Genomic DNA, 21,477 nt, shown 5'->3' with positions numbered 1-21,477 from the left:
GGTGGCATGATCTGGGGTCAACATATCAAAGATTTGTCCCACAAGCAGATGGCTCATGGGACTGATGGTTCGTCAGTTTGAAAGCTATGTTCTATGAAAACATGGCGGTGCTCAGGATATTATCCTTGCACCGCCATTTCTTGCGTTTCAGTCGGTTGCTCTTAAGAGAAAAAGAGGGCATCCCGCCAGATCCAGGATCTTTTGGGGCACCCCCTGATGGTTAACTCTTAATGGCACCTGCTGCAATATCGGAAATGAATTGCTTGCTGATGAACAGGAACATAACGATCAGCGGAATGACGGCGAGCAGCGTACCGGCAATAACCATCGAATAGTCGGTCGTATATATTCCGTTCAATGAGGAGAGCGCAACCTGTAAGGTGAATTTGTTCTCATCATTTAGAATAATAAGCGGCCACAGGTAGTCATTCCAAACGCCGATGAACGTGAAGGCGGCCAGGAACGAGAGGGCGGGACGCAGAATCGGCAGCGATATATTCCAGTAGAGGCGGAAGAAACCGCAGCCGTCGATTTTGCCGGCATCGAGCAGCTCCGAGGGTACCGACTCCTGCGCATATTGCCTGATCCAGAAGATCCCGAAGGCGTTTACCATTCCCGGAATGATCAACGCTTTATAAGTTCCTACCCATCCGAACTCTGCCATAATGACAAACGAGGGCACCAGGGACAACTGGGCAGGCGCCATCATGGTAGCTAGCAGCAGCACAAACAGCCATTTTTTGCCCGGGAATTGGAATTTAGCGAACGTGAATCCGGCCAGGGAATCAAAGAATAAGACTAACAGTGTACAAGCGGAAGCTACGAACAGGGTATTCCAGAAGGCGCCGAAAAAATCGATGCTGCTCAGCACCCTCGACACGTTATCGAGCAAGTGTGGACCGAACCATAGTTTCGGAGGAAAGCTGTAAATATCCGAAGTGGTGCGCGTTGCCATTACAAGCAGCCAATAGAAGGGGAAAATCGACAGCAGCAGTCCGGCGATTAACCCGATGTGAAGGAATATGGATTTCCATTTGAACATACGATTCACCCCCATTTCAGTCATTGGAAGGACTGCCCTGCACCATTTTCCAGTTCACGATGGAGAAGAGTGCAATGAGCAGGAACATTCCCCAGCCGACGGCAGCGCCATATCCGAAATAGTTATTCACGAAGGCTTCACGGTATAGGTAGAGGACGATGGTCATACCGCCGCCGCTGACACCGCCATCGTTGCCGACAAGCACCTGCGGTTCGGTAAAGATCTGCATGCCGCCGATGGTCGAAGTAATAACCGTGAAGAGTATGATGGGCCTTAGATTGGGAATGGTGATCTTGAAAAAGGATTGTATGCCGGAGGCACCGTCGATCTTGGCGGCTTCGTACAGGACGGTCGGGATGCTCTGCAGCCCGGCAAGATAGATAATGGCGTTATACCCTGCCCATCTCCATATGACCATGACCGAAATGGCGAGCTGTATGCCCCATGTTTTATTCAACCACTCGATAGAGTTCAGGCCGAGCAAGGACAGAATATAGTTGAGCAGGCCGTAATTGTTTGAGAATACGGTACCGAACACGATGGCAACCGCTACGAGTGAGGTAACGTTCGGCAGGAAATAACCGATTCGGAAGAATGTGCGGAATCGGACAAACGATGCGTTAAGCAGGAAGGCAACAACCAGCGCGATAAACAGCATCGGTATCGTGGAGTAGATCCAGATGAGCAGCGTGTTGCCGACAGCTCTCCAGAATTCCGGATCGGTGAGCATGAATTGGTAGTTGCCCAGCCCGTTAAAGGTCATCTCGCCGATGCCGTCCCATTTCTGAAAGGACAGGAACATCGAGAAGCCGATCGGGAAGAGCCCGAATATGGCAAATAGAATGTAAAAAGGGGAAATCGCCAAATATTCTTTGCGGTGTTTCCATATCTGTGCGGACAGTCTGTCTTGTGATTTCGGATGCTTAGGAACAGGCTTCTGTTCCGCGGGCGTATGATTCAGCATTGGATTATCCATCGTACTGTAACCTCCTCAATCGGTTGGTATTTAAGTACTTATAGCCATCGAGAAACATACAGGTAAGAACCGAAAACGGATCCGGGTTAGCGAAGCAGTTCTTTTTTGACTCGGGCCAGCGCGTCTTCCCAGGCTTTATCAGGATTCTTGCCCTGGAGCGCAACGGATGACAGCTCTCGATTGACAATGCCGTTTACATTAGCGAATTTACCGCCGAAATAAGCAGGTTTGACGTTACGCGCAGATTCCGAGAACACCTCGCCCGTTGCCTGATTCCCGAAAAATTCCTCGGGTTCCTTCATCACGGGGGCATCCAGCGCGTCTTTGGCGGAAGGGAAGAGGTTGATCTTCTTGAAGGATTGAACTTGATTTTCCGGACTCTGAATATATTTCATCACTTCAAATGCTTCTTGCGGATATTTACTCGTTTTCATAATGGCCAGGAAGGAGCCGCCATTGTTGCCGTCCCCGCCAGGGGCGCGTGCTACTCTCCACTTGCCGCTGGTATCTGGCGCCGCCTGCATCAAGATTTCCTTCATCCACACCGCACCGACAAAGGAAGCGACCCGTCCATTGTTCATGGCGGCATTCCATTCGGAGGAGGACGTATTGACGTTGGCGCTTAGCTTCATCTGGGAAGCCTTCACCGCCGTATCCCACGCCGTCTTCATGGAGGACTCGGGAGTTTCGCCGATAAACGTATTGTCCTCGGCAAAATATATGCGTTCAGACTGAGCATTCATTTGCGTGTAAATGTTGGTGATGTTGTCGAGCATTTTTACTTTTTGATCAAAATGCTCCTGCAGCTTCTGCCCGGCTTCAAAGTATTCATCCCAGGTGCCAAGCTGCGCATGGACCTCTTCCGGTTCGGTCGGCAGCCCGGCTTCCCCGAACAAATCGGCCCTGTAGTAAAGAGCCGTTGGCCCTGTATCGATTGGCAGGGCAATCATGGTGCCTTCGGGCGTAACGCCTAGCTTCCATTTCCAATCCAGGAAATCCGGCTCAATGTCCTTTGCGCCCAGCTCATACAGATCGTAGAAACGATCCGAACTCGTAAACAGCTCTGCCACCCAGTCGTTAAAAGCGACGATGTCCGGTCCTCCGGAACCGGCCGCTAGCGTTGTTTTTAACTTCGATTTGAAGTCGCCACCGATTTTTTGCGCATCGATTCGGATCCCCGGAAACTCCTGTTCAACGGATTTAATCAGCTCATCGTCCAGGCTTCGGTTCCAATACCAGAGTGTAAGCGTTTTCGTCTTTTCGGTGGAAACATTTCCAGCGCAACCGCTGATGAGCATAACAAGAATCAGTAACCCCAAGCTAACCATCCTGCGTGTATTCACTATCGTCAGCCTCCTAACGTGGTGAAGTCGGTGATGCTTTAAATCTTATTCAGTTACCAAGCTTGCGTGAGTAAAAATATATGATTACCTTTATAAACATTAGACTAAAAATCGAAACATTCCATATTAAGGAATAATAAATGGACAAACGGTACGCTTTCGGATCACCCTAACTAATTCCATTGAATGAAGCAGCCTCCGGGCTGCTTTTTAATAGAATCCTTTGGGCTCGTTCCAGTGTATAATTGCCTCCTTCCAATGTGCGTTATGTATTGCCGTTGCTGTGGATATACGCATCGCGTGCTCTAATACCCAGCCGACGATGCATGGAATCGGATGACCTCCTTTCTTTGACTTTCATGTATAATAGCTTCAAACTATTCTCAGTATAAGTGAATATTGTATGGAAAATGAAGTGCTAGATTGGTAAATTCAAGGGGATTAGGTGAGGTGAAAAGAGTGAATGACCCGCGTAACCGTCGATTGATGATCAGTTCCTACCGTGAGCTTGGGGGTCACAAGCTCACCGGGAATCTTAGGAATGACGTGGCCAGCTTTCTGCTGAAACACCAATGTCCACAGACAGCAGAGCATGTACTGAAAGTGGGGGAGGAAGCCCGCAGAATTGCTGTTCTCTATGGTGCCGATCCGACCGCTGCTGAATATGCCGGGTATCTTCATGATATTAGCGCCGTTTTTCCAAATCACGTCCGCATTCAGGTATCCCGCGAGATCGGGTTGGATGTATTGCCTGAAGAAGAGCAATTTCCGATGATCATACATCAGAAAATATCAGCATACATGGCCGAGAATATGTTCAAGATTACAGAACAGGAAATTTTAAATGCGGTTGGCTGCCATACAACGTTGAGAGCCAAGGCATCTTTGTTAGACAAGGTATTGTTCGTCGCTGACAAGATCGAGTGGGATCAGAAGGGGACTCCCCCATATTTAAAGGAGATTACGGAGCAGTTGCAAATCTCGTTGGATCATGCCTCATTTGAATATATACAATACTTATGGAAACGGCGTGAATCGCTGAAAGTTGTCCATCCTTGGCTTCGAGACGCATATGATGAATTACGGGATTCACTAAACTACAACCACAGTAATCTGAAATAAACGAAGTTTGGAGGCGGGTTCATTGACGCAAATTGCATTGATCTCCGACATACACGGAAACATCCCTGCCCTGGAGGCCGTTCTGAAGGATATCAAACAGCGCGGAATCGAAACCATTTATTGCCTGGGTGACTTGATTGGCAAAGGCCCGCACGGAGATATCGCGGTTGATATGGTGAGAACCCATTGCCAGCAAGTCATCAAGGGGAACTGGGATGACTTTATAGGTAAGGAAACCGACAATCCGGTCCTCCAATGGCATCAGCATAGACTCGGAAGCGAGAGGCTTCAATATCTTGCCGATCTTCCGTATATTCTTGAGTTCATGATGAGCGGTAAATGGATCCGGTTGTTTCATGCTTCGCCCCGCAGCGTGTACGAGCGGATACAGCCCTGGGATGATCAGGAGCAGCGGGAAACCTTGTTTCACAGTTCCGCGCTGTGCGGGGACCCAAGAATCGCGGATGTCGCCGGTTACGGGGATATTCATAATGCGTATCACCAGCATCTGGACGGGAGAACGCTGTTTAATACCGGCAGCGTCGGCAACCCCCTTGAAATGCCTGACGCCTCCTATGCCATTTTGGAGGGGATCTATGATAGCGAAGATCCTGCTCCTTTCAACATTCAATTTATTCGCGTGCCATACCCTATTGAACAAGCCGTACAGGATGCCTTGGAATCCGGCATGCCTTCCCCTGAGGACTATATTCTTGAGGTTAGAACGGGACGGTATCAAGTAAGAAAAGACTAATGGATGATATCGATTTCTGAAGAGCCGGTGATGCCGGCTCTTTTTTTTAGAGATAAGAAAGTATAAACTTCCAAGGCTTAGCATCCTTATCTCGCAAGAAAAACTTCCGCTACATGCGGTCTGTCTACTGAGAAAGTACGTTGATAGACGTTTTTTTTATGTTAGCAATCACATAAATTTAATTTTACATTACTATCTATTAAAGGATGAAGATGATTGAATAAATAGGAATGAATGTTCTTAAATAGGTCTTAAGAAGGGTAGGGAGCCAGACACAGATTAGATATGATTATGAGTAATGGATAATTACACTGTGCAATGACCAGCAGTGACTTGATTTAGGAGGGTATGAGTTTGGTTGAGATTACAGAGACATGGATCGATTCGCAGGCACCGAATAGTGCAGCCATTAAGAACGGGCAGGGCCTTGTAAAAAAAGGACGGTTCCTGCAGCTGCATCATTCGGAGGACCATGCCGTGCTGTTCGGCACATGTGCAGGCAGCGGAAGCTCCGATTACCAGCCGTCCGCCGATTTTGCGGTGCCGGAGAAACCGGTGATGCGGTGCACTTGCCCGAGCCGGCAGTTTCCGTGCAAGCATGTGCTTGGACTGCTTTATGCGTATGCGGGCGGAGCGGCGTTTACCCCTGCCGAGGTGCCGGAAGATTTGGCTGCCAAGCGGGAGAAAGCGGAGAAGCGGGAAGAGCGTAAGCTCAAAGAAACGGCCGAAGGGGCAGCGCCCAAACCGAAGAAGGTCAACAAATCGGCATTAAAAAAGAAAATCAATGCGCAGCTGGAAGGTCTGGACGTATTGGAGAAGCTGATCCACTCGTTGATCCGGAACGGATTAGGAACATTGGATAAAAAGGAACAAAAGCTGATCCAGGAACATGTAAAGCAGATGGGCAATTATTACTTGTCGGGTGCTCAGTCGGAACTTCGTCGCTTGGCGCTGGTGCTGTTGGACAAAGACCAGGAGAAAGCTTATACATATGCAGTGGAGCAGCTAGCCGTCATGAACGCAATGATTAAAAAAGGCAGACAATATCTGACTTCAAAGCTTGAGGATCCGGAAATGGCGCTGGATCATGAGTCGACGATTGAGGAATGGCTGGGGCATGCCTGGCAGCTGACGGAGCTGCAAAGCTTCGGGCTCGTAAGTGAACAGGCAGAGTTGATACAGCTTTCTTTTCTGAGTTATGCCGACGATGCACGGCTGGAGCATGTGGATACCGGATACTGGCTTCAGAAGGACAGCGGCGAAATTCACCGAACGATCCAGTACCGTCCCTATAAGGCCGCCAAGCTGATGCGTGAGGAAGACAGCTTTTTCGAAAAAGCCCGAGTCCCTGTATTGTACCGTTATCCGGGGGATATGAACCGGCGGGTCCGCTTTGAAGAGATGGCTTCAACTCCGGTGACAGAGGAGGATATGGTTTGGATTCACGAATATGCGGCGGGCTCTTATGCTGACGCAATTAAAAAGGTGAAGAACCAGCTGAAAAATCCGCTCGCTGACAGCCATCCCGTGATGCTGCTTCATGTTTCTCGGATCAGCCGGAACGCCGATGGTCAGTATGCCATCACGGATGAAGCCGGACAGTCGGTTGCGCTTGGTGACGTTTTTTTACAGCCGACGGTACCGATGCTGCGGTATCTGCCGGAGGAGAAGCTGAGCGGTGTCTCCATGCTGGTTATGTTTGAGCACTGCCTGACGACAGGCCGCCTCTTGGCGCAGCCGCTGACCATCATTTCGAATCACGAAATCATCCGGCTGTTGTACTGAGCAGGGTAAAGAAGGAGGAACAACCATGAGTACGGCATTACTGCAGGAGCTTAACCAGGAGGTTAGGCGTTTATATATTGCCGGCAGCGAACTCGCGGCAGGCGACTTCCGCCTCAAGAGGCTGCTGCCGCAGTTTCAGCAGCTCGGAGAGCGCGCTCCCGTATTCAAGAGATTGGGTGAAGGGATCAGCGCTTTAATGTTACCGGAATCCGGGAAGGAGACCCAGTCGGCACAGCTGCTTCAGGATTTGAACCAGCTGCTGAGCTCCGTGCTGCATACCCAAGGAACGACAGCCCCTGAGGGAGAGCTCCACCCGGTAGACCATCATCCGGTTTCACTATCATCCCATTTATCCTTCCGCAAGCTTTCCGCTGTACAGACCGCGTTGACTACAACGGGCGGCGGCCGTTACGAGATCATAGAAGAAGCATGGAAGGAAGGCTTGTTCCGGGATTTCCGTCTGGTATATCTTGCAATTGAAGCTTTGAATGACCCCTATGTCGAGATTGGAGAGCTGGCAGCCAATGAGATTTTGCCAGCGTATGGCCCGGAAATCGTTCCATTTCTGCTGGAAAGCTTTAATCCGGAGGGCGGAAAGCCGGAGTCGCGGAAGCTGAAGGTGATGGCGCAAACCGGCGGCAAGGAAATAGCAGAGCTGATTCGACAAGCGGCCGAGACCGGCAGCGATGAGGTGCGGTGCATGGCGATCAAACTGCTTGCCCGCTACGAAGAGTATGAGGCTGATCTGATGGAATGGAGCAAGAGCAAGAAGAAGGTGATCCGCGAGGCGGCTTATGACGCACTTGCCGAGAGCGGTTCGGATCAAGCCGTGGAGCAATTGTATGAAGCCGCTCAAGGAAAAGACAAAGAGCTGGTTAACCCTGCCCTGGGCAAATGCCGTTCCGCCTTGTTGACGGATTGGCTTGTACGAGACATGTCCGCCGAGCTTCAAGCGGTTTCCGAATTTCCGGATGACAAGCAAAAGCTGGAGGAGAGCTGGAGCAAGGTGAAGCGCTGCTTGTGGGCCCTGCACGATAAACAAAGTCCGGCGCTCGAGGAGCTGTACCGGAACGTGCTTCAGCAGTATTCCTTATATATCAAGTCTTTGGGCTGGACATACCTTATGAATGAAGCGGTCATTTACATGAATCGCGTGGATTCCGAGGAAGCCAGGGAACTGCTTCGCCAAAACGCGGAGAATGATTTGGAGCAATACAGACATGGCAGCTCTTATGTCCGCGAAGTATTCCAAAAAGCCGCTCGCGTGCTCCCGCCGGACCGCGTATATGAACAATACAAGGACGTTGTGTTAGAAGGCTTCTCCTCCTCGTCACTTGGCAACGCGGCCAAAGAACGAAAAAGGCTTTTGGACACCCTGTCAGATATGGTCATCCATAGGCAGTATAAACCTTATGAGGAAGTTATGCCGTTTACGGGGAAGGAGAGCTATACGTATTACGTGGAAATGCTTCCGCAGGAGCAGCTGCAAGCAAGCTGGGATGATAGATGGCTTGAGCTGTTTATCGAGCAGGATGAGCTTGCGCTGGTTAGCGCTTTCGCCCGCCGGGGACACCTCGAAGCCGAGTCGTATTTGCTGGCGAAGCTGAAGAATTCACCGGAATTCCGCAACCGGTTTGCCAATTTGATCATTATGGGGCTTGTACGTTCCGGCATGAAGGATGAAGCGTTATTTGAAGCTATTGTGGTCGCAATGGAGGATAAGCGCAATCAGGACTGCTATATGATTGAACCTTTTATATTTAAGCAGCTTTGCCGATTACCGGCAGGCTATTATGACCGCGTTCATGCGGTGCTGGGCAACTATTGGGACAGCGCCGAAGATCAGCTTCGTTACATCCTTCGGATGATGAAGGAACAAGAAATTTAAAGGAGTGAAAAGCCCATGGCAGCAGGACAAGAGCAATTACAAGATATCATGCGGCAGCCGGCGGAAATACTGTTCCGTCACGAGCTGGAAGCACTGCGTAAGGAGGATTCCGGGAACATTCCTGCCGGATGGCAGATGTCGCCTCAATCCGTACTCAAATTCATCGTCGGCGGCAAGGCGGGCCAAACGGAAATCACGCCTAAATATATCGGGAACAAGCGGTTGATCGAGATGGCGGTTGCTACCTTGGTAACCGACCGTGCCCTGTTATTAATCGGGGAACCAGGCACGGCCAAATCCTGGCTGTCCGAAAATCTGGCGGCAGCGATCTACGGAAACTCCGGTCTGGTCGTTCAGGGAACGGCCGGAACGAGTGAAGAGCACGTCCGGTATTCCTGGAACTATGCCATGCTGCTCGCTCAAGGCCCTACACCCGAAGCGCTGGTGCAGAGTCCGATCATGCGGGCGATGGAAGCGGGAGGGATCGCCCGGTTCGAAGAGATTTCCCGCTGTGCATCGGAGGTACAGGATGCACTCATCTCCATTTTGTCCGAAAAGACGATATCGGTGCCTGAGCTCGGAAAAGAAATGAACGCCCGAAAAGGCTTTTCTATTATCGCTACTGCAAATACAAGAGACCGCGGGGTCAATGAGATGTCAACAGCGCTCAAGCGCCGTTTCAATATTATCGTTCTTCCTGCTCCAGCGGATCTGAGTACCGAAATCGAAATCGTGAAGAAACGGGTGTCCGAGATTGCCGCCTCTTATGATCTGCAGGCTGCTGCTCCCGCAGATGAAGCACTGCTCAAGGTCGTGACGATTTTTCGAGAGCTGCGCAGCGGCATGACCCTGGACAAAAAGGAAAAGGTGAAGTCTCCGGCCGGGGTGATCTCGACGGCTGAAGCGATTTCGCTCCTGACGAACAGCATGGCGCTGGCAGCGAGCTTTGGCAGCGGTGAGCTGACGGATGAGGATTTGGCGGCGGGACTCCAAGGGGCGATTGTGAAGGATGATGATAAAGACCGGCTCGTATGGAAGGAATATCTTGATAATATCATGAAGAAACGCGGAGCGCAGTGGCGTGGCTTATATAACGCATGCAAGGAGATCAACCAGTGAATGCTGCCGGTATACATGTTTTTGGAGTTCGGCATTTGTCGCCCGCCGGTGCGAAGCATGTACTGGATTTTCTGGATGAGATCAATCCTACGGCGGTGCTCATCGAAGGTCCGTCGGATGCAAGCGGGGAAATACGGCATCTGACCCAGGCAACAACAAAGCCGCCGGTTGCTATATTGGCGTTTACCGAAGAACTGCCCGTACGAACGGTTCTGTGGCCTTTTGCGGTATATTCCCCGGAATATCAGGCCATGAGATGGGCGCAGAAGCACGGAGCATATGCCGCATTTATCGATCTGCCCTCATCTGCTGCCGTCTGTCTGCAGGAGCTGCGCCGCAGCTCGGACGGCGAAGCGGGCGGGGAAGATCTTAAAGGCGAGGATCATGGATCCAGCTCGGGGGCAGCCGAGCCGATGGACGAGAGCCAGCCGGACGAAAAATCCGTATATGAGCGGATTGCCGAGCTTGCCGGCGAATATGATTATGATATGTACTGGGAGCGGAGTTACGAACATAATCTGAGCGAAGGCTCTTACCGGCAATCCATATCGGCTTTTTCCGTGCAGATGCGAGAGCTGTGGGAGGAGAAAGAGCGTCGTGAGGTTACTGTGGAATACGCCTACAATGCCGTCCGGGAGTCGTATATGCGCCGTCAGATTGTTGAAGCGATTGCGGCGGGGCATGACCCCGAGCGCATTGTAGTCATTTGCGGGGCTTACCATGCCTCCGCGCTTAGCGATTTGTCCAGCCCGATGAGCGACGAGGAATTGAATCAGCTTCCTTCCCGGATAACCAAGCTGACGCTGATGCCTTATTCCTACTATAAGCTGTCGTCCATTTCCGGTTATGGTGCCGGGAATATCGCTCCCCATTATTTTGAGATGATGTGGGAACGAATGCAGCAGGGCGCGCTAGCGGAATTGCCGCATCATTATTTAACCATGGTCGCGGGTTCGATGAGAAAGAATGGTACCCACCGCTCCACGGCGGAGGTGATCGAAGCCGTCCGGTTGGCGGAGTCGCTCGCAGCGCTCCATGGTGGCGGTCTCCCGACACTGCGGGATTTTCGGGATGCAGCCCAGACACTGCTTGGGCGCGGCGATCTTTCCGTCGTAGCAGAGGAGCTTGCACGAGTGGAGATCGGCACGGCGATCGGCGAGCTGGCCGAAGGCGTCAGCCAGACACCGATCCAGGACGACCTGAACCGCCAGCTGAAAAGGCTGAAGCTTGAGAAGTATAAATCGGTTGTGGCCAACGATTTAATATTGGATTTGCGCGAGAACCGGAGGGTAACCTCGAAAGAGTCCGCGTATCTCGATTTGAACCGGTCCTTTTTGTTTCACCGCTTGAAGCTGCTGGGGATTGATTTTGTTAAGGCCAGACCCAGCGGGCAGGAGCAAGGGGCGTGGGCGGAGCACTGGGTTGTGAAATGGACGCCTGAGGTTGAAATTCAGGTTGTCGAATCGACGCTGCTGGGAGAGACGGTAGAGGTAGCCGCTGCTTATAGGCTCCAGCAGAAGCTGGCGGGCTGCAGCTCGATTGACGAAGCCTCTTCGCTCATCCGGATCGCATATGAATGCGGGATGATTCACCAGATGGAAGCAGGTCGGCTGACCCTGCAAAAGCTTGCTGTGGACAGCCGCGATGTCGTACAGATTGCGGCAGCTTCCCGGGAGTTATCCGTTCTGATCCGCTACGGCGGGATCAGGCGGATGAATACAGAGCCGTTAGTACCGCTGCTGCAGCAGCTCTTTATGCGCGCTTGTTTGTTTTTGCTCGATGGCAGCCAGTGCAGCGACGAGGTATCAAGCTCGATGATTACTGCCTTGAATGAACTGAACAGTGTCGCCATGGAGCACGCGGAGCAGGTGGACGAGGAACTTTGGCTGCAAGAACTCGGGCATTTGTCTGAGAGGGATGACTTGAACGCCCGGTTGTCAGGATATGCGTGTGCGGTATTGATGGAGCGGAATGCGATTTCCGCCCGGCAGTGTGCCGAAGAAGTATCTCGCAGACTATCGCCCGGCATTCCGGCCGATTTGGGTGCTGGATGGTTTGAAGGCTTATCGATGCGGAACCGGTATGCCCTTCTCTCGCGGTTGAGCCTGTGGGAGCAGCTGAATGAATACATCCAATCCCTGGAGGATGATGAATTCACTCGTGCGCTTGTTTTTCTGCGCCGGGCGTTCAGCAGCTTTTCGGCGAAGGAGAAGACCATGATTGCCGAGCTGCTTGGCGAGCTATGGGGCGTGAATGCAGAGCAGGCTGCCGAGCTTTTGACCGGTGACCTGAAGGAGGAAGAAGCGAAGATGATCGATGATTTGAATGATTTTGACTTTGAGGATTTTTAGGCGATGAGCTGCATAACGGAACCAAACCAAATATCGCGTTGGCGGCTCATTCTGGGCCAGTCGGCTGAACCTCAGCTAGCGGGCTATAGCGCCGGGGGAAGCATACAGCTGTCGGAGGAAGAAATGATTATGGACCGTGCGCTGGCCGCGATTTATGATAATACGGACGGCGGGGCGGAAGCTGGAAGTGCGTCCGCGGGGCAGCGGGCAGCCGGGCAAGGAAAGTCGGCTCCCCGGCTCGCGCAGTGGCTGGGTGATGTCCGCTCCTTTTTTCCGGAGGACGTGGTGTCCATTATCCAGAATGATGCCATGGAACGAAAGGGATGGAAGCAGCTGCTGTTTGAACCGGAGGTCTTGGCTACGGTCAAGCCGGATATACAGCTGGTTGGCACGCTGCTGTCCCTGAAAGGCAAGATTCCCGAGAAAACCAAGGATACGGCACGCCTGCTGGTGAAGGCGGTTGTGGACGAGCTTGTCCAGCGCCTGCAGGATGATATTCGCAGGGCAGTGACTGGTGCCTTGAACCGCAGGCAGCATACACCGCTTCCTTCGCTCAGCGGTATTGACTGGAAGCGGACGATACAGCGAAATCTGAAAAATTATGATGCGGACCGCAAGCAGATCATTCCGGAGCGTTTTTATTATTTTGACAGAGTAAGACGCAGCAAAGAATGGACCGTCATCGTGGATATCGACCAGAGCGGTTCCATGGCGGAATCCGTGATCTGGGCTTCGGTCATTGGATCCATATTTGCAAGCATACCTTCGCTCGACACCCGTGTGGTTGTATTCGATACGGAAGTCGTTGACTTGACGGAGCAGTGTGCCAATGATCCGGTGGATATGTTATTCGGCATCCAGCTTGGCGGAGGAACGGATATTCATAAATCCGTTGCGTATTGCGAGCAATTTATTGAAGAACCGAAAAAGACTCTGTTTATCATCATTTCGGATCTGTACGAGGGCGGCAATCAAGCCGGGCTGATCCGGCGAATGCGTGAATTACGGGAAGCGGGAGTCAAGACGATGTGTCTCCTCGCATTATCCGACGAGGGAAAACCGTTCTATGATGAGCAGGTAGCCAGGTCACTGTCGAGAGACGGAACACCTTGCTTTGCATGCACTCCTGCGCTTCTTCCGCAGCTGGTGGAAGGAGCCCTTAAAGGGCAGGATTTGGCGGAACTTGCGAAGCGGTTAGGCACCAAGGGTATTTAAACCGAAAGCTTAAATAAGAGCTTCATGGATGGCTAATTAAACCATAAAAACCCGAATGACTGTAAAATAATACACCTAAAAAGACCTCACGGACGATCCTGTAAACAACGGATGATCCGTGAGGTCTTCTACTTATTGTTGGTTCTCGGAGCTATGACCAGCGTTTGGTTGCTGCTGCTGTTTAAACACCTCGGCTGCTTCTTCGGCAGAGATCTCGGTGTCAAATTCACCTGGAATCGGCATTTTGTTCAATTTTGTGGTTTGTACTTCTGCTTTTGTCGGTTCGTTACGGTTATGGTTTTGTTGGCTCATGTGGGTGGCACCTCCTTATTAAAGTACGACTTCTGTATTTTGCCAACCATTCCCTAAAATTATGCAGATAACAGCATGGACGCTTGGTAGGATCCGTACAGAGCCAGCTGTTCTGATTCTTTCGACCAAAAATTTAACTTCATATTCAACGGATGCCCGTTTCTCTGCTATCATAGGAATAATCATTCAATGATTGACGACAATCAGCAGTCCATATGGAACGGAGAATGTCCTATGAGTAAGTCTTATTCGTTCTTCCCTTTAGGGGATTCGGCTGTTCTCATTCAATTCGAAGACATCGTGAGCGAGAAGGTACATCGCCTGGTTACAGCTATGGCGAGGCGATTGGAGAAGAACCCTTTTCAAGGCTGGATCGAATGCATCCCTTCGTATACGAGCTTAGCGGTTTACTATGATTATGATAAGATCGGCAAACCAGACGGATTCGATACGGTGTTTGCTTATGTCTGCTCGATGCTGGATGAGCGGATGGAGGAGGAAGCTGGGGAGAAGGACATCACAAAATATGAGGTTGTTGACATTCCGGTTTGTTACGGGGGCGACTATGGACCGGATCTTGACGAAGTCGCTCAGAAGAACCGCCTTTCTCCCATGGATGTCATCCGTATTCATTCCGGGCAGGATTACTTAATCTACGCCATCGGATTTGCGCCCGGCTTCCCCTATGTCGGAGGTATCCCGGAGCAAATTGCGACACCGAGGAAACAGACTCCAAGGCTGCTTATACCGGCTGGATCGGTAGGAATCGCCGGCACGCAAACCGGCATTTATCCGATCGAAACGCCGGGCGGGTGGCAGATTATCGGCCGGACGCCGCTCGCTTTATTTCGTCCCGAATCTGAGCCTCCAACGCTGTTGAAGAGCGGGCAATATATCCGGTTTCGGCCTATTCAAGCGGAGGAATACGAACAGATAAGGGAAGTGGGTCTATGAGTATAACCGTTATAAAGCCGGGACTTCTTGTTACTCTTCAGGATGCGGGAAGACGGGGTTACGGCAGATACGGTATTATAATGGCAGGAGCCATGGATAAATACGCTTATCGGATCGTCAATCGACTAGTTGGCAATGAGGATGAACGAGCCGTTCTGGAAATTACATGGTCAGGATTCGCGGTTGAATTTCATAGCGATCGGTGGGTCGCCATTACAGGCGGAGATCTATCGCCATCGATCGAAGGCGTGAAGGTTCCTATGTGGCGTCCCGTGCTGATCAAAGCGGGCCGTGTTCTGCGCTTTCAACAGCCGGTAACGGGCTGTCGCGCTTATATGGCCGTATCGGGCGGATTTGATGTCTGCCAGGTAATGGGAAGCAGCAGTACGTATTTAAGGGCCGGAATCGGCGGGCATGAAGGGAGACCGTTGAAGAAAGGGGATACGCTGCATGCCCATCCTTCTCGGCTTCCCCTGGTTTCGTCTAAACGATATCTTGATGATTACGGCGGTTTCCTCACCGTAAAATGGGCCGTCTCTGCTGAAGGGTATCCTGGTCCAGGACAGGAGGCGGTGATACGCGTGCTGAAAGGGCGTCAATATGATGACTTTGACGAAGGCAGCAAGCAGGCGCTGCTCGGAGAACGGTTCACCGTAACTCCGCAATCGGACCGTATGGGCTACCGATTGTCCGGCCCGTTGCTTCAATTAAGCCATGCAAAAGAATATATATCCGAGCCGGTAGCCCTTGGAACGGTGCAGGTACCTGCAGATGGCCAGCCCATCATTCTAATGGCGGATCGGCAGACGCTTGGAGGCTATCCCAAAATCGCACAAGTGGCGACCGTCGATATTTCGCTGATCGCTCAGTTGTCGCCTGGGGCGGCCATTCGCTTTGCGGAAATATCCTTGGCAGACGCAGAACAGCTTTATACGTCTCACGTTCGAGAGCTTCGAATGTTGGAGGCCATGATCAAGCTTAAATTAAAGGAGTGGTGAGTCAGCATGGTTCGTGTGGACCTGAACTGCGATATGGGAGAGAGCTACGGTGCTTACAGGTTAGGCAATGATACGGAGCTTCTTCGCAGTATAACTTCGGCCAACATTGCTTGCGGATTTCATGCAGGCGATCCGGCGGTCATGAGGGCAACGGTCCGTCAGGCTATCGCAAACGGTACCGCGATCGGTGCGCATCCGGGCTTGCCTGATCTGGCCGGCTTCGGAAGAAGAAGAATGGAGATTACGCCTGCCGAAGCTTATGATATGGTAACCTATCAGGTTGGAGCCTTGATGGCTTTTGCGATACAGGAAGGGTCCGGACTGCAGCATGTAAAACCTCATGGTGCTCTGTATAATATGGCAGCGACCTCCAGACCCCTTGCGGATGCGATTGCATCCGCAATCAAGCATATCGATCCGACGCTCATTCTGTATGGGTTGGCAGGCAGCGAGTTAATCGCGGCGGGGGAGAGGGCAGGGCTTCGCACAGCAAGCGAAGTGTTTGCGGATCGTACCTACCGGGATGACGGCACCCTCACGCCGAGAAATCAGCTGGATGCCATCATAACCGATCCCGAAGCTGCGGTCACGCAAGTCGTGCGGATGGTGAAAGAAAGAGTGGTAGTTACCCTGAACGGCAAGGTGATCCCCATTACGGCCGATACCGTATGCATTCATGGAGATGGCGCGCACGCATCGCTGTTCGCCAGCACCTTGCGATCACGGCTTGAAGCTGAAGGTGTAAGCATTCGAGCGCTGCTATAATAAAAGTCAGGATGCTATTTACGTGATCCGGCAGCTTACATAACGAGTACAGGAGATATGACAGATGTTAAAAATATTAATTTCAGGCTTTGAACCTTTTGGAGGAAGTTCTATCAATCCAACCGAAAAACTGGTTAAGGAGATCAAGCACGACGACTTCCCCGGTGCAGAAATCAGAACGCTGCTTCTTCCCGTGCATTACGATGAGTGTGCGGACATTCTGCTGCAAGAGATGAAGGCATACGAACCCGATGCTGTCATTGCCTGCGGCGTAGCGGGTGGACGAACCGCCATTACACCGGAGAGGATCGCCATTAATATCAAGGACATACCGCCGGAATCGACGATTTCGGATAATCGGGGTGCAAGACCTCAAGATGTGCCCATAGACGCTGACGGACCGGACGGACTATTCTCGACCCTCCCAATCCGTTTGATGGTCAACCGACTGAAGGAAGCTAGAATTCCTGCTTCGGTTTCCAATACTGCCGGAACGTATATTTGCAATAATACGATGTATGCGGTTTTGAACGAAATTCGCCTTCAGCAAAGTTCTGCCATAGGCGGCTTTGTGCATTTTCCGGCATCGACGGAGATGGCCGTGGAGAAGCCGGCCTTGCCGACCTTATCCCATGAAACGATGTTGAATGGCCTGCGGATCATCGTGCAGGCAACGATGGATGAATTGAATGGACGAGCTTAAGTTACTGTCACTCATTCATTGGTAATATCCATTCGGATATACCAACGATAACGGCTCAACAAAAATCCCGCAGCTTCCCACCATGAGAACAAAACATGGTGGGGTTGCGGGATTTCTATGATTTCATATGGTCATTCATCGACCTCATCTTCGATCACCGGGACGCAAGGGGAGAGAAACGAATCGCGTTGTTCCCGTAGTTGTCCCCGTGCCAGCACCTGAACCCGGAACTCGTTGTCATAACCCTCCAGATTCTCATCATCTCGGGTATACAGAAGACCGTATGAGCCGGGAGCGATTTCGCCAATCAATTGGTACAGCGCTACGATCTCGGCAGCCTCAGCTCCCTTGCGGTTCGTAAAACCTCCGACATGAAGGTAATAGGAGCCGTTAGCCGCATTCAAGGATAGCAAGCCGCTACCCCATGCAAACTCGGTCATCTTAAGCTGTATTTTCTGAATGATCATGTCAAGCTGCCCGGCATCCGCTTCCGCAGGATTCTCCTGGATGGTAGCCCAGCCGTGAAATTCATACATGAATGTTCACTCCTTGTCGTTATAATGGATCGGTATCAATGTGGACTTCTATTCCATATCTTTGGCTGTATTCATGTAATTTGTCAATAACGGATTGGGCAGGCTCCCCTTCAAAATGATAATAGACCTTTCTGCCGGTTTGCTCCGCTGCTTCAAAGGTCGCTTTCATTTGATCACGAACCTTTTTGTTAACCTGTTGCAATGCCGGCTTGGTCTGGGCAATATATTCATCGCTAACGGCGTCGAATTCCCGCCCGATGGGGTCGGAATCAAACTTCATTCTCGATTCTCCGCCAAGTCGCTCCGCAAGCGCATCGGCGGCAGCATCCGGTTTGTTAACCTTCTGCAGTTCTCCGGAATATCTCGGCACCTCTTGCGGTGTGTCGTTTGGTTCGTCAGACTTTTCATCATCGGGTTTGTCTTTTGGCTTTTCTTCCTCCGGCTTTTCGTTGTCAGGCTTATCTGGATTCGGCTTATCTTCATCAGGTTTATTCTCATGGTCACCATCTGGCTTCCTCGGATTCTCTTCCGGTTGTTCATTTGTACCGTCAGGCTTTGGATCGCGAGTTCCGCCAGTTGGAGTATCCGGCTCATCGCGCGTTTTCAAGCCGACTTTTTCGGCGAGTGTATCCAGCCACCTCCTGGCTCGTGGGCCCAGCTTATTGGACAGCCAAGATATCCCTTTACCGACTGGAATACGGCTGAGGATAACGGCTAACACGGCAGCGGCCGCATTTTGTGGGGATAGCAGCTTCTTCGGGTCACGGATGTATCCGGCAATCTCGTGTCCGCCACCGGCAATGCCGGCACCGGTCAAGGCAATACCAAGCGCAGGCCAGAAGCTGACAAATAGCAGGGAAAGGGCAAAAGCTCCCAATATGAGACCCGCTTGTTCCCAGCCGCTAAGCCGATCCCACCAGTTCTGAAGAGAGTCGAATAAGCACGCAAAACAAGAGGAGTCGCCAGCTATCATCGAAGCGCCGATACTGGACAGAATCCCGGCAGCAAGTATGAGGATGCCGATGACTCCCAGAACAGCGGTATACTTTCTTACATTTTCCTGGACCTGATCCCTTTGGCCTGCTGCTTCGAGATTGCCATACAATAACGAATATCCGAGCTCGCGTCGTTCTCGGTAGAATCCGATCAGGTAACCGAGGCGTTTCCGGTCTGTAAAGAGAGCCCGCGTCATCTGCCAACATTCCGTTAATGGATTGATGAGAACCTCACCCTTCAGAACCGGGAGACGGTCACGAATTCGATGCAGATCGAAATAATCGATGAACAACCCTGCAACCAGCAGGATAAGGAAGAAGCCTTCGGTTCGGTAGCCCTCACCGGTCCATTCATGAAGAGTAAGTACCCACTCCGGCAGCCGATTCTGTCCATTCCAGGCCGCATGATTCAGGATAGCCCAGAGCAGAAGGACAGCCGGAAATGCATAGACCCAGCGTGTCAGACGTTTGGCGTACCGAAATGCAATGCCGATTCCAAGCGCGATCATGGCACTATGTACAGGATGCGTAACATTCATCATGGTCGGAATAAAGCTTTCCTCAAAGTAGCCCGGAAACCAATCGAAGAACTCCCAGTGGAGCGTTTTGCCGCCGAGAAAAGACACCCCGTAATTGCTTTGGACCAAGCGTCTTGACAGCTCCTCCATAAATTGAAAGCCAATGCCGGGAGCAGCCCCTAATAATACATAATCGCTCAGGCTTAACGTCGTGGCTCTTCTTGAAAAAAATAAATACAATGCCAGCGGCAGCAGCTTGTAGATTTCCTCTACGACCGGTGTCATGACGGCGAATGACCATGTGTCGGTCGTCCGTCCTCCAAAAATCAAATGAAGTCCCTGCATGGTCCCGTTAGTCAAGGGAATGACCAATAGAACGCCTGAGAGTACAAACAAGCTGACCTGCTTCCAGGTAACGGTTTTGCTCCGGCTTAGCAGCCAAAATTGCAGTAGTACATAGAAAGACCACAAATATTGCACAAGCATGGTCCGCGACTCTTCGATCAGAACCAGACTTATAACGAGCACCAGCAGGGAAAGCCAGGAAAATAAGTGATACACCTTGGCAATCAAAGGGTACCTCCCAATCCATTCCTTCCAAACCCGATATATCCCCTCGATCGTGTCCCTGATTCTCGTCCGAATGACCGCAATAGACGATGTAATCGAATCCACCCCCCGCTGAATGAACCACTATCTTACGAATCGCTCCCTATAGACAGTTTGCTATATATTTACACAAATGGTCCTCATATTGAAACATTTCTTTGATCAGCATATGCGGCTCGAAGAGGAGGTAGTGCTGTTCATAAAATAAAACTCCTCTGGCAGCCGGCGGAAGATCCGGTTAACCAGAGGAGAGGGTTCATTATTGATATTTTACGACGATGGCATTGCTGATCTGACGGCCTGGCGTCGTTAAGTAAGAGCCGTTATAATACAATCCGCTGGAAGCTCCGCCATCTAGATTCATTGCTTGATAGGCACCTGCCTGCTTCATCATTTCAGCCAGTTGAGGAATGGTAGCGCCGCCTGTCGTTAACATAATCAGCTTATGATCCTTCGTGATACCCAGTGCGCTTCGTGCGCCGCCGCCCGTTAGTATCTTCGGATCCTTGAATCCTTCCTTCTTGACGTCCAGCGTCACCTTGCCATTGGTCAACAGACGCGGACCCGCCTGAAGTGCTCCTTCCATACGGCCTGTTTCATATACGGATTTGAAGTCGAGTCCTGGCATCATCGTCGCCAGATTGTTGCTGTCATAGGTGAAGATCGTCCGGTTATCTCCCGAGGCCTTGTGAAAAATATTGCCTTTGCTGACCAAATAACCGTACGGTGCTCTGTACGCTCCTGAAGTATAGGCGTCAAAGAACGTTCCGTTAATGGCAACTACGGCGTTGCTGCGCTTTGCTATGCTCCGCAAGTCTTCGACTTTCCCTGCTTTATTGCCTGCCAAAACAACGTCCAGTTCCACCTTCGGATGGAGCAGCGAAACGGTGACGACCTGTGCGCTGAAGGAACGGGAGCCCACTTTAAATGTTTTTCTGGCCGACGTCACGGCCTTGGATGAACGGGTCATCATGTTCCCCGAAAGAACGGGGAGGGTGTTTGACACGCTGCCGTCCGTAATGTTCAGGGTGGATCTGTTATTGCTCCAGGACAGCTTAAGCCCAAGATGCTGGCTGACAAATTGCAGCGGTACATAAGTAGAGCCGTTCTCGGAAAACGGGGCTGCTTTAGCCTGAACCTTTTTTCCGTTTATATAGGCATTCCGACTGCCCAGATATAGCGTGAGAGCAGTATCTTCACGGGTGATGTTGAGTTTCTTCTCTGCAGCTGTATAAGCTACCTTTACACCGTCATAGGTCTTGAGTACCCCGACCGAGATGAAGGACTGGCTGTTCTTGTCCACGTAGGCCAAATTTTTGGGGGCGGATGCGGCATAAAGCGGCGTCATGACCGTCAGCATGGCCAGTACAACGATTGCAATGATTCTTTTCATGTTTTCTCTCAAGCTCCTTTGTCTCTTTATCTGTATTGGGCGTATAATTTGTGCCTATATTTTATCGGCTTGCAGGGACTATTTGTTTAGGACTAAAGT

18 protein-coding genes are annotated in these 21,477 nt (G+C 51.2%); 11 read left to right on the top strand and 7 right to left on the bottom strand.

Annotated features, from left to right (window positions below):
• Positions 1-220 precede the first annotated feature (220 nt).
• The 3 genes from OHJ21_RS11605 to OHJ21_RS11595 form a co-directional block, all read right to left on the bottom strand.
• Complete coding sequence (locus tag OHJ21_RS11605) at positions 221-1,042, bottom strand: carbohydrate ABC transporter permease (RefSeq protein ID WP_326113189.1); 822 nt, start codon at positions 1,040-1,042, stop codon at positions 221-223.
• A gap of 16 nt (positions 1,043-1,058) precedes the next feature.
• Positions 1,059-2,018 (bottom strand): carbohydrate ABC transporter permease, encoded by a 960-nt coding sequence (locus OHJ21_RS11600; RefSeq protein WP_100537779.1) that lies wholly within the window; start codon positions 2,016-2,018, stop codon positions 1,059-1,061.
• Positions 2,019-2,104: 86 nt separating this feature from the next.
• Positions 2,105-3,361: an ABC transporter substrate-binding protein gene (locus OHJ21_RS11595; RefSeq protein ID WP_100537778.1), complete on the bottom strand. Its 1,257-nt coding sequence runs from the start codon at positions 3,359-3,361 to the stop codon at positions 2,105-2,107.
• Between the two features lie 486 nt (positions 3,362-3,847).
• On the opposite strand from OHJ21_RS11595, the gene yqeK reads away from it, so the two are divergent.
• From yqeK to OHJ21_RS11560, 7 genes are all read left to right on the top strand, one after another.
• Positions 3,848-4,483, top strand: coding sequence for a bis(5'-nucleosyl)-tetraphosphatase (symmetrical) YqeK (gene yqeK, locus OHJ21_RS11590; protein WP_486021034.1), 636 nt, complete (start codon positions 3,848-3,850; stop codon positions 4,481-4,483).
• Positions 4,484-4,505: 22 nt separating this feature from the next.
• Complete coding sequence (locus tag OHJ21_RS11585; protein ID WP_394055086.1) at positions 4,506-5,237, top strand: metallophosphoesterase family protein; 732 nt, start codon at positions 4,506-4,508, stop codon at positions 5,235-5,237.
• A gap of 354 nt (positions 5,238-5,591) precedes the next feature.
• A complete protein-coding gene (locus tag OHJ21_RS11580) occupies positions 5,592-7,022 on the top strand; it encodes an SWIM zinc finger family protein (protein WP_486020106.1) in 1,431 nt (476 codons plus the stop codon).
• A 25-nt stretch (positions 7,023-7,047) separates the two neighbouring features.
• Positions 7,048-8,910, top strand: a complete 1,863-nt coding sequence (locus tag OHJ21_RS11575; protein ID WP_486020105.1) for a HEAT repeat domain-containing protein — start codon at positions 7,048-7,050, stop codon at positions 8,908-8,910.
• A gap of 15 nt (positions 8,911-8,925) precedes the next feature.
• Positions 8,926-10,029 carry an ATP-binding protein gene (locus tag OHJ21_RS11570; protein WP_326120293.1) on the top strand — a complete coding sequence of 368 codons (1,104 nt, stop codon included), beginning with the start codon at positions 8,926-8,928 and terminating at the stop codon, positions 10,027-10,029.
• Positions 10,008-12,380: a DUF5682 family protein gene (locus OHJ21_RS11565; protein ID WP_486020104.1), complete on the top strand. Its 2,373-nt coding sequence runs from the start codon at positions 10,008-10,010 to the stop codon at positions 12,378-12,380. The genes OHJ21_RS11570 and OHJ21_RS11565 overlap by 22 nt, the downstream gene beginning before the upstream one ends.
• 3 nt (positions 12,381-12,383) lie before the next feature.
• Entirely contained in the window at positions 12,384-13,595 is a 1,212-nt protein-coding gene (locus tag OHJ21_RS11560; protein WP_100537772.1) for a VWA domain-containing protein, read from the top strand.
• Between the two features lie 132 nt (positions 13,596-13,727).
• On the opposite strand, the gene OHJ21_RS11555 is transcribed toward OHJ21_RS11560, so the two are convergent.
• Positions 13,728-13,907, bottom strand: a complete 180-nt coding sequence (locus tag OHJ21_RS11555; RefSeq protein ID WP_100537771.1) for a hypothetical protein — start codon at positions 13,905-13,907, stop codon at positions 13,728-13,730.
• Positions 13,908-14,141: 234 nt separating this feature from the next.
• Here OHJ21_RS11555 and pxpB point away from each other — a divergent pair, with 234 nt between their 5' ends.
• The 4 genes from pxpB (at position 14,142) to OHJ21_RS11535 (ending at position 17,327) form a co-directional block, all read left to right on the top strand.
• Positions 14,142-14,861, top strand: a complete 720-nt coding sequence (gene pxpB / locus OHJ21_RS11550; RefSeq protein WP_486020103.1) for a 5-oxoprolinase subunit PxpB — start codon at positions 14,142-14,144, stop codon at positions 14,859-14,861.
• Positions 14,858-15,859, top strand: a complete 1,002-nt coding sequence (locus OHJ21_RS11545; protein ID WP_486020102.1) for a 5-oxoprolinase subunit C family protein — start codon at positions 14,858-14,860, stop codon at positions 15,857-15,859. The genes pxpB and OHJ21_RS11545 overlap by 4 nt, the downstream gene beginning before the upstream one ends.
• A 6-nt stretch (positions 15,860-15,865) precedes the next feature.
• The gene (locus OHJ21_RS11540) at positions 15,866-16,624 is read left to right on the top strand and encodes a LamB/YcsF family protein (RefSeq protein WP_486020101.1); all 759 of its coding nucleotides are present in this window, start codon (positions 15,866-15,868) and stop codon (positions 16,622-16,624) included.
• A 64-nt stretch (positions 16,625-16,688) separates the two neighbouring features.
• Positions 16,689-17,327, top strand: a complete 639-nt coding sequence (locus OHJ21_RS11535) for a pyroglutamyl-peptidase I (protein ID WP_486020100.1) — start codon at positions 16,689-16,691, stop codon at positions 17,325-17,327.
• A 131-nt stretch (positions 17,328-17,458) separates the two neighbouring features.
• Here the strand turns inward: OHJ21_RS11535 and OHJ21_RS11530 are convergent, their stop codons facing one another.
• The 3 genes from OHJ21_RS11530 to OHJ21_RS11520 form a co-directional block, all read right to left on the bottom strand.
• The gene (locus tag OHJ21_RS11530; RefSeq protein ID WP_100537767.1) at positions 17,459-17,863 is read right to left on the bottom strand and encodes an immunity 7 family protein; all 405 of its coding nucleotides are present in this window, start codon (positions 17,861-17,863) and stop codon (positions 17,459-17,461) included.
• 19 nt (positions 17,864-17,882) lie between these two features.
• Positions 17,883-20,051, bottom strand: a complete 2,169-nt coding sequence (locus OHJ21_RS11525; RefSeq protein WP_486020098.1) for a restriction endonuclease fold toxin — start codon at positions 20,049-20,051, stop codon at positions 17,883-17,885.
• A 193-nt stretch (positions 20,052-20,244) separates the two neighbouring features.
• Positions 20,245-21,378, bottom strand: coding sequence for a phosphodiester glycosidase family protein (locus tag OHJ21_RS11520; RefSeq protein ID WP_486020097.1), 1,134 nt, complete (start codon positions 21,376-21,378; stop codon positions 20,245-20,247).
• Between the last annotated feature and the right edge of the window lie 99 nt (positions 21,379-21,477).

Source organism: Virgibacillus sp. LDC1 (assembly GCF_025792345.1).
GTDB classification, from domain to species: domain Bacteria; phylum Bacillota; class Bacilli; order Paenibacillales; family Paenibacillaceae; genus Paenibacillus_AQ; species Paenibacillus_AQ lautus.
Note: the sequence above shows the minus strand (reverse complement) of the source record. Positions and strands in the feature narration are given on the sequence as shown.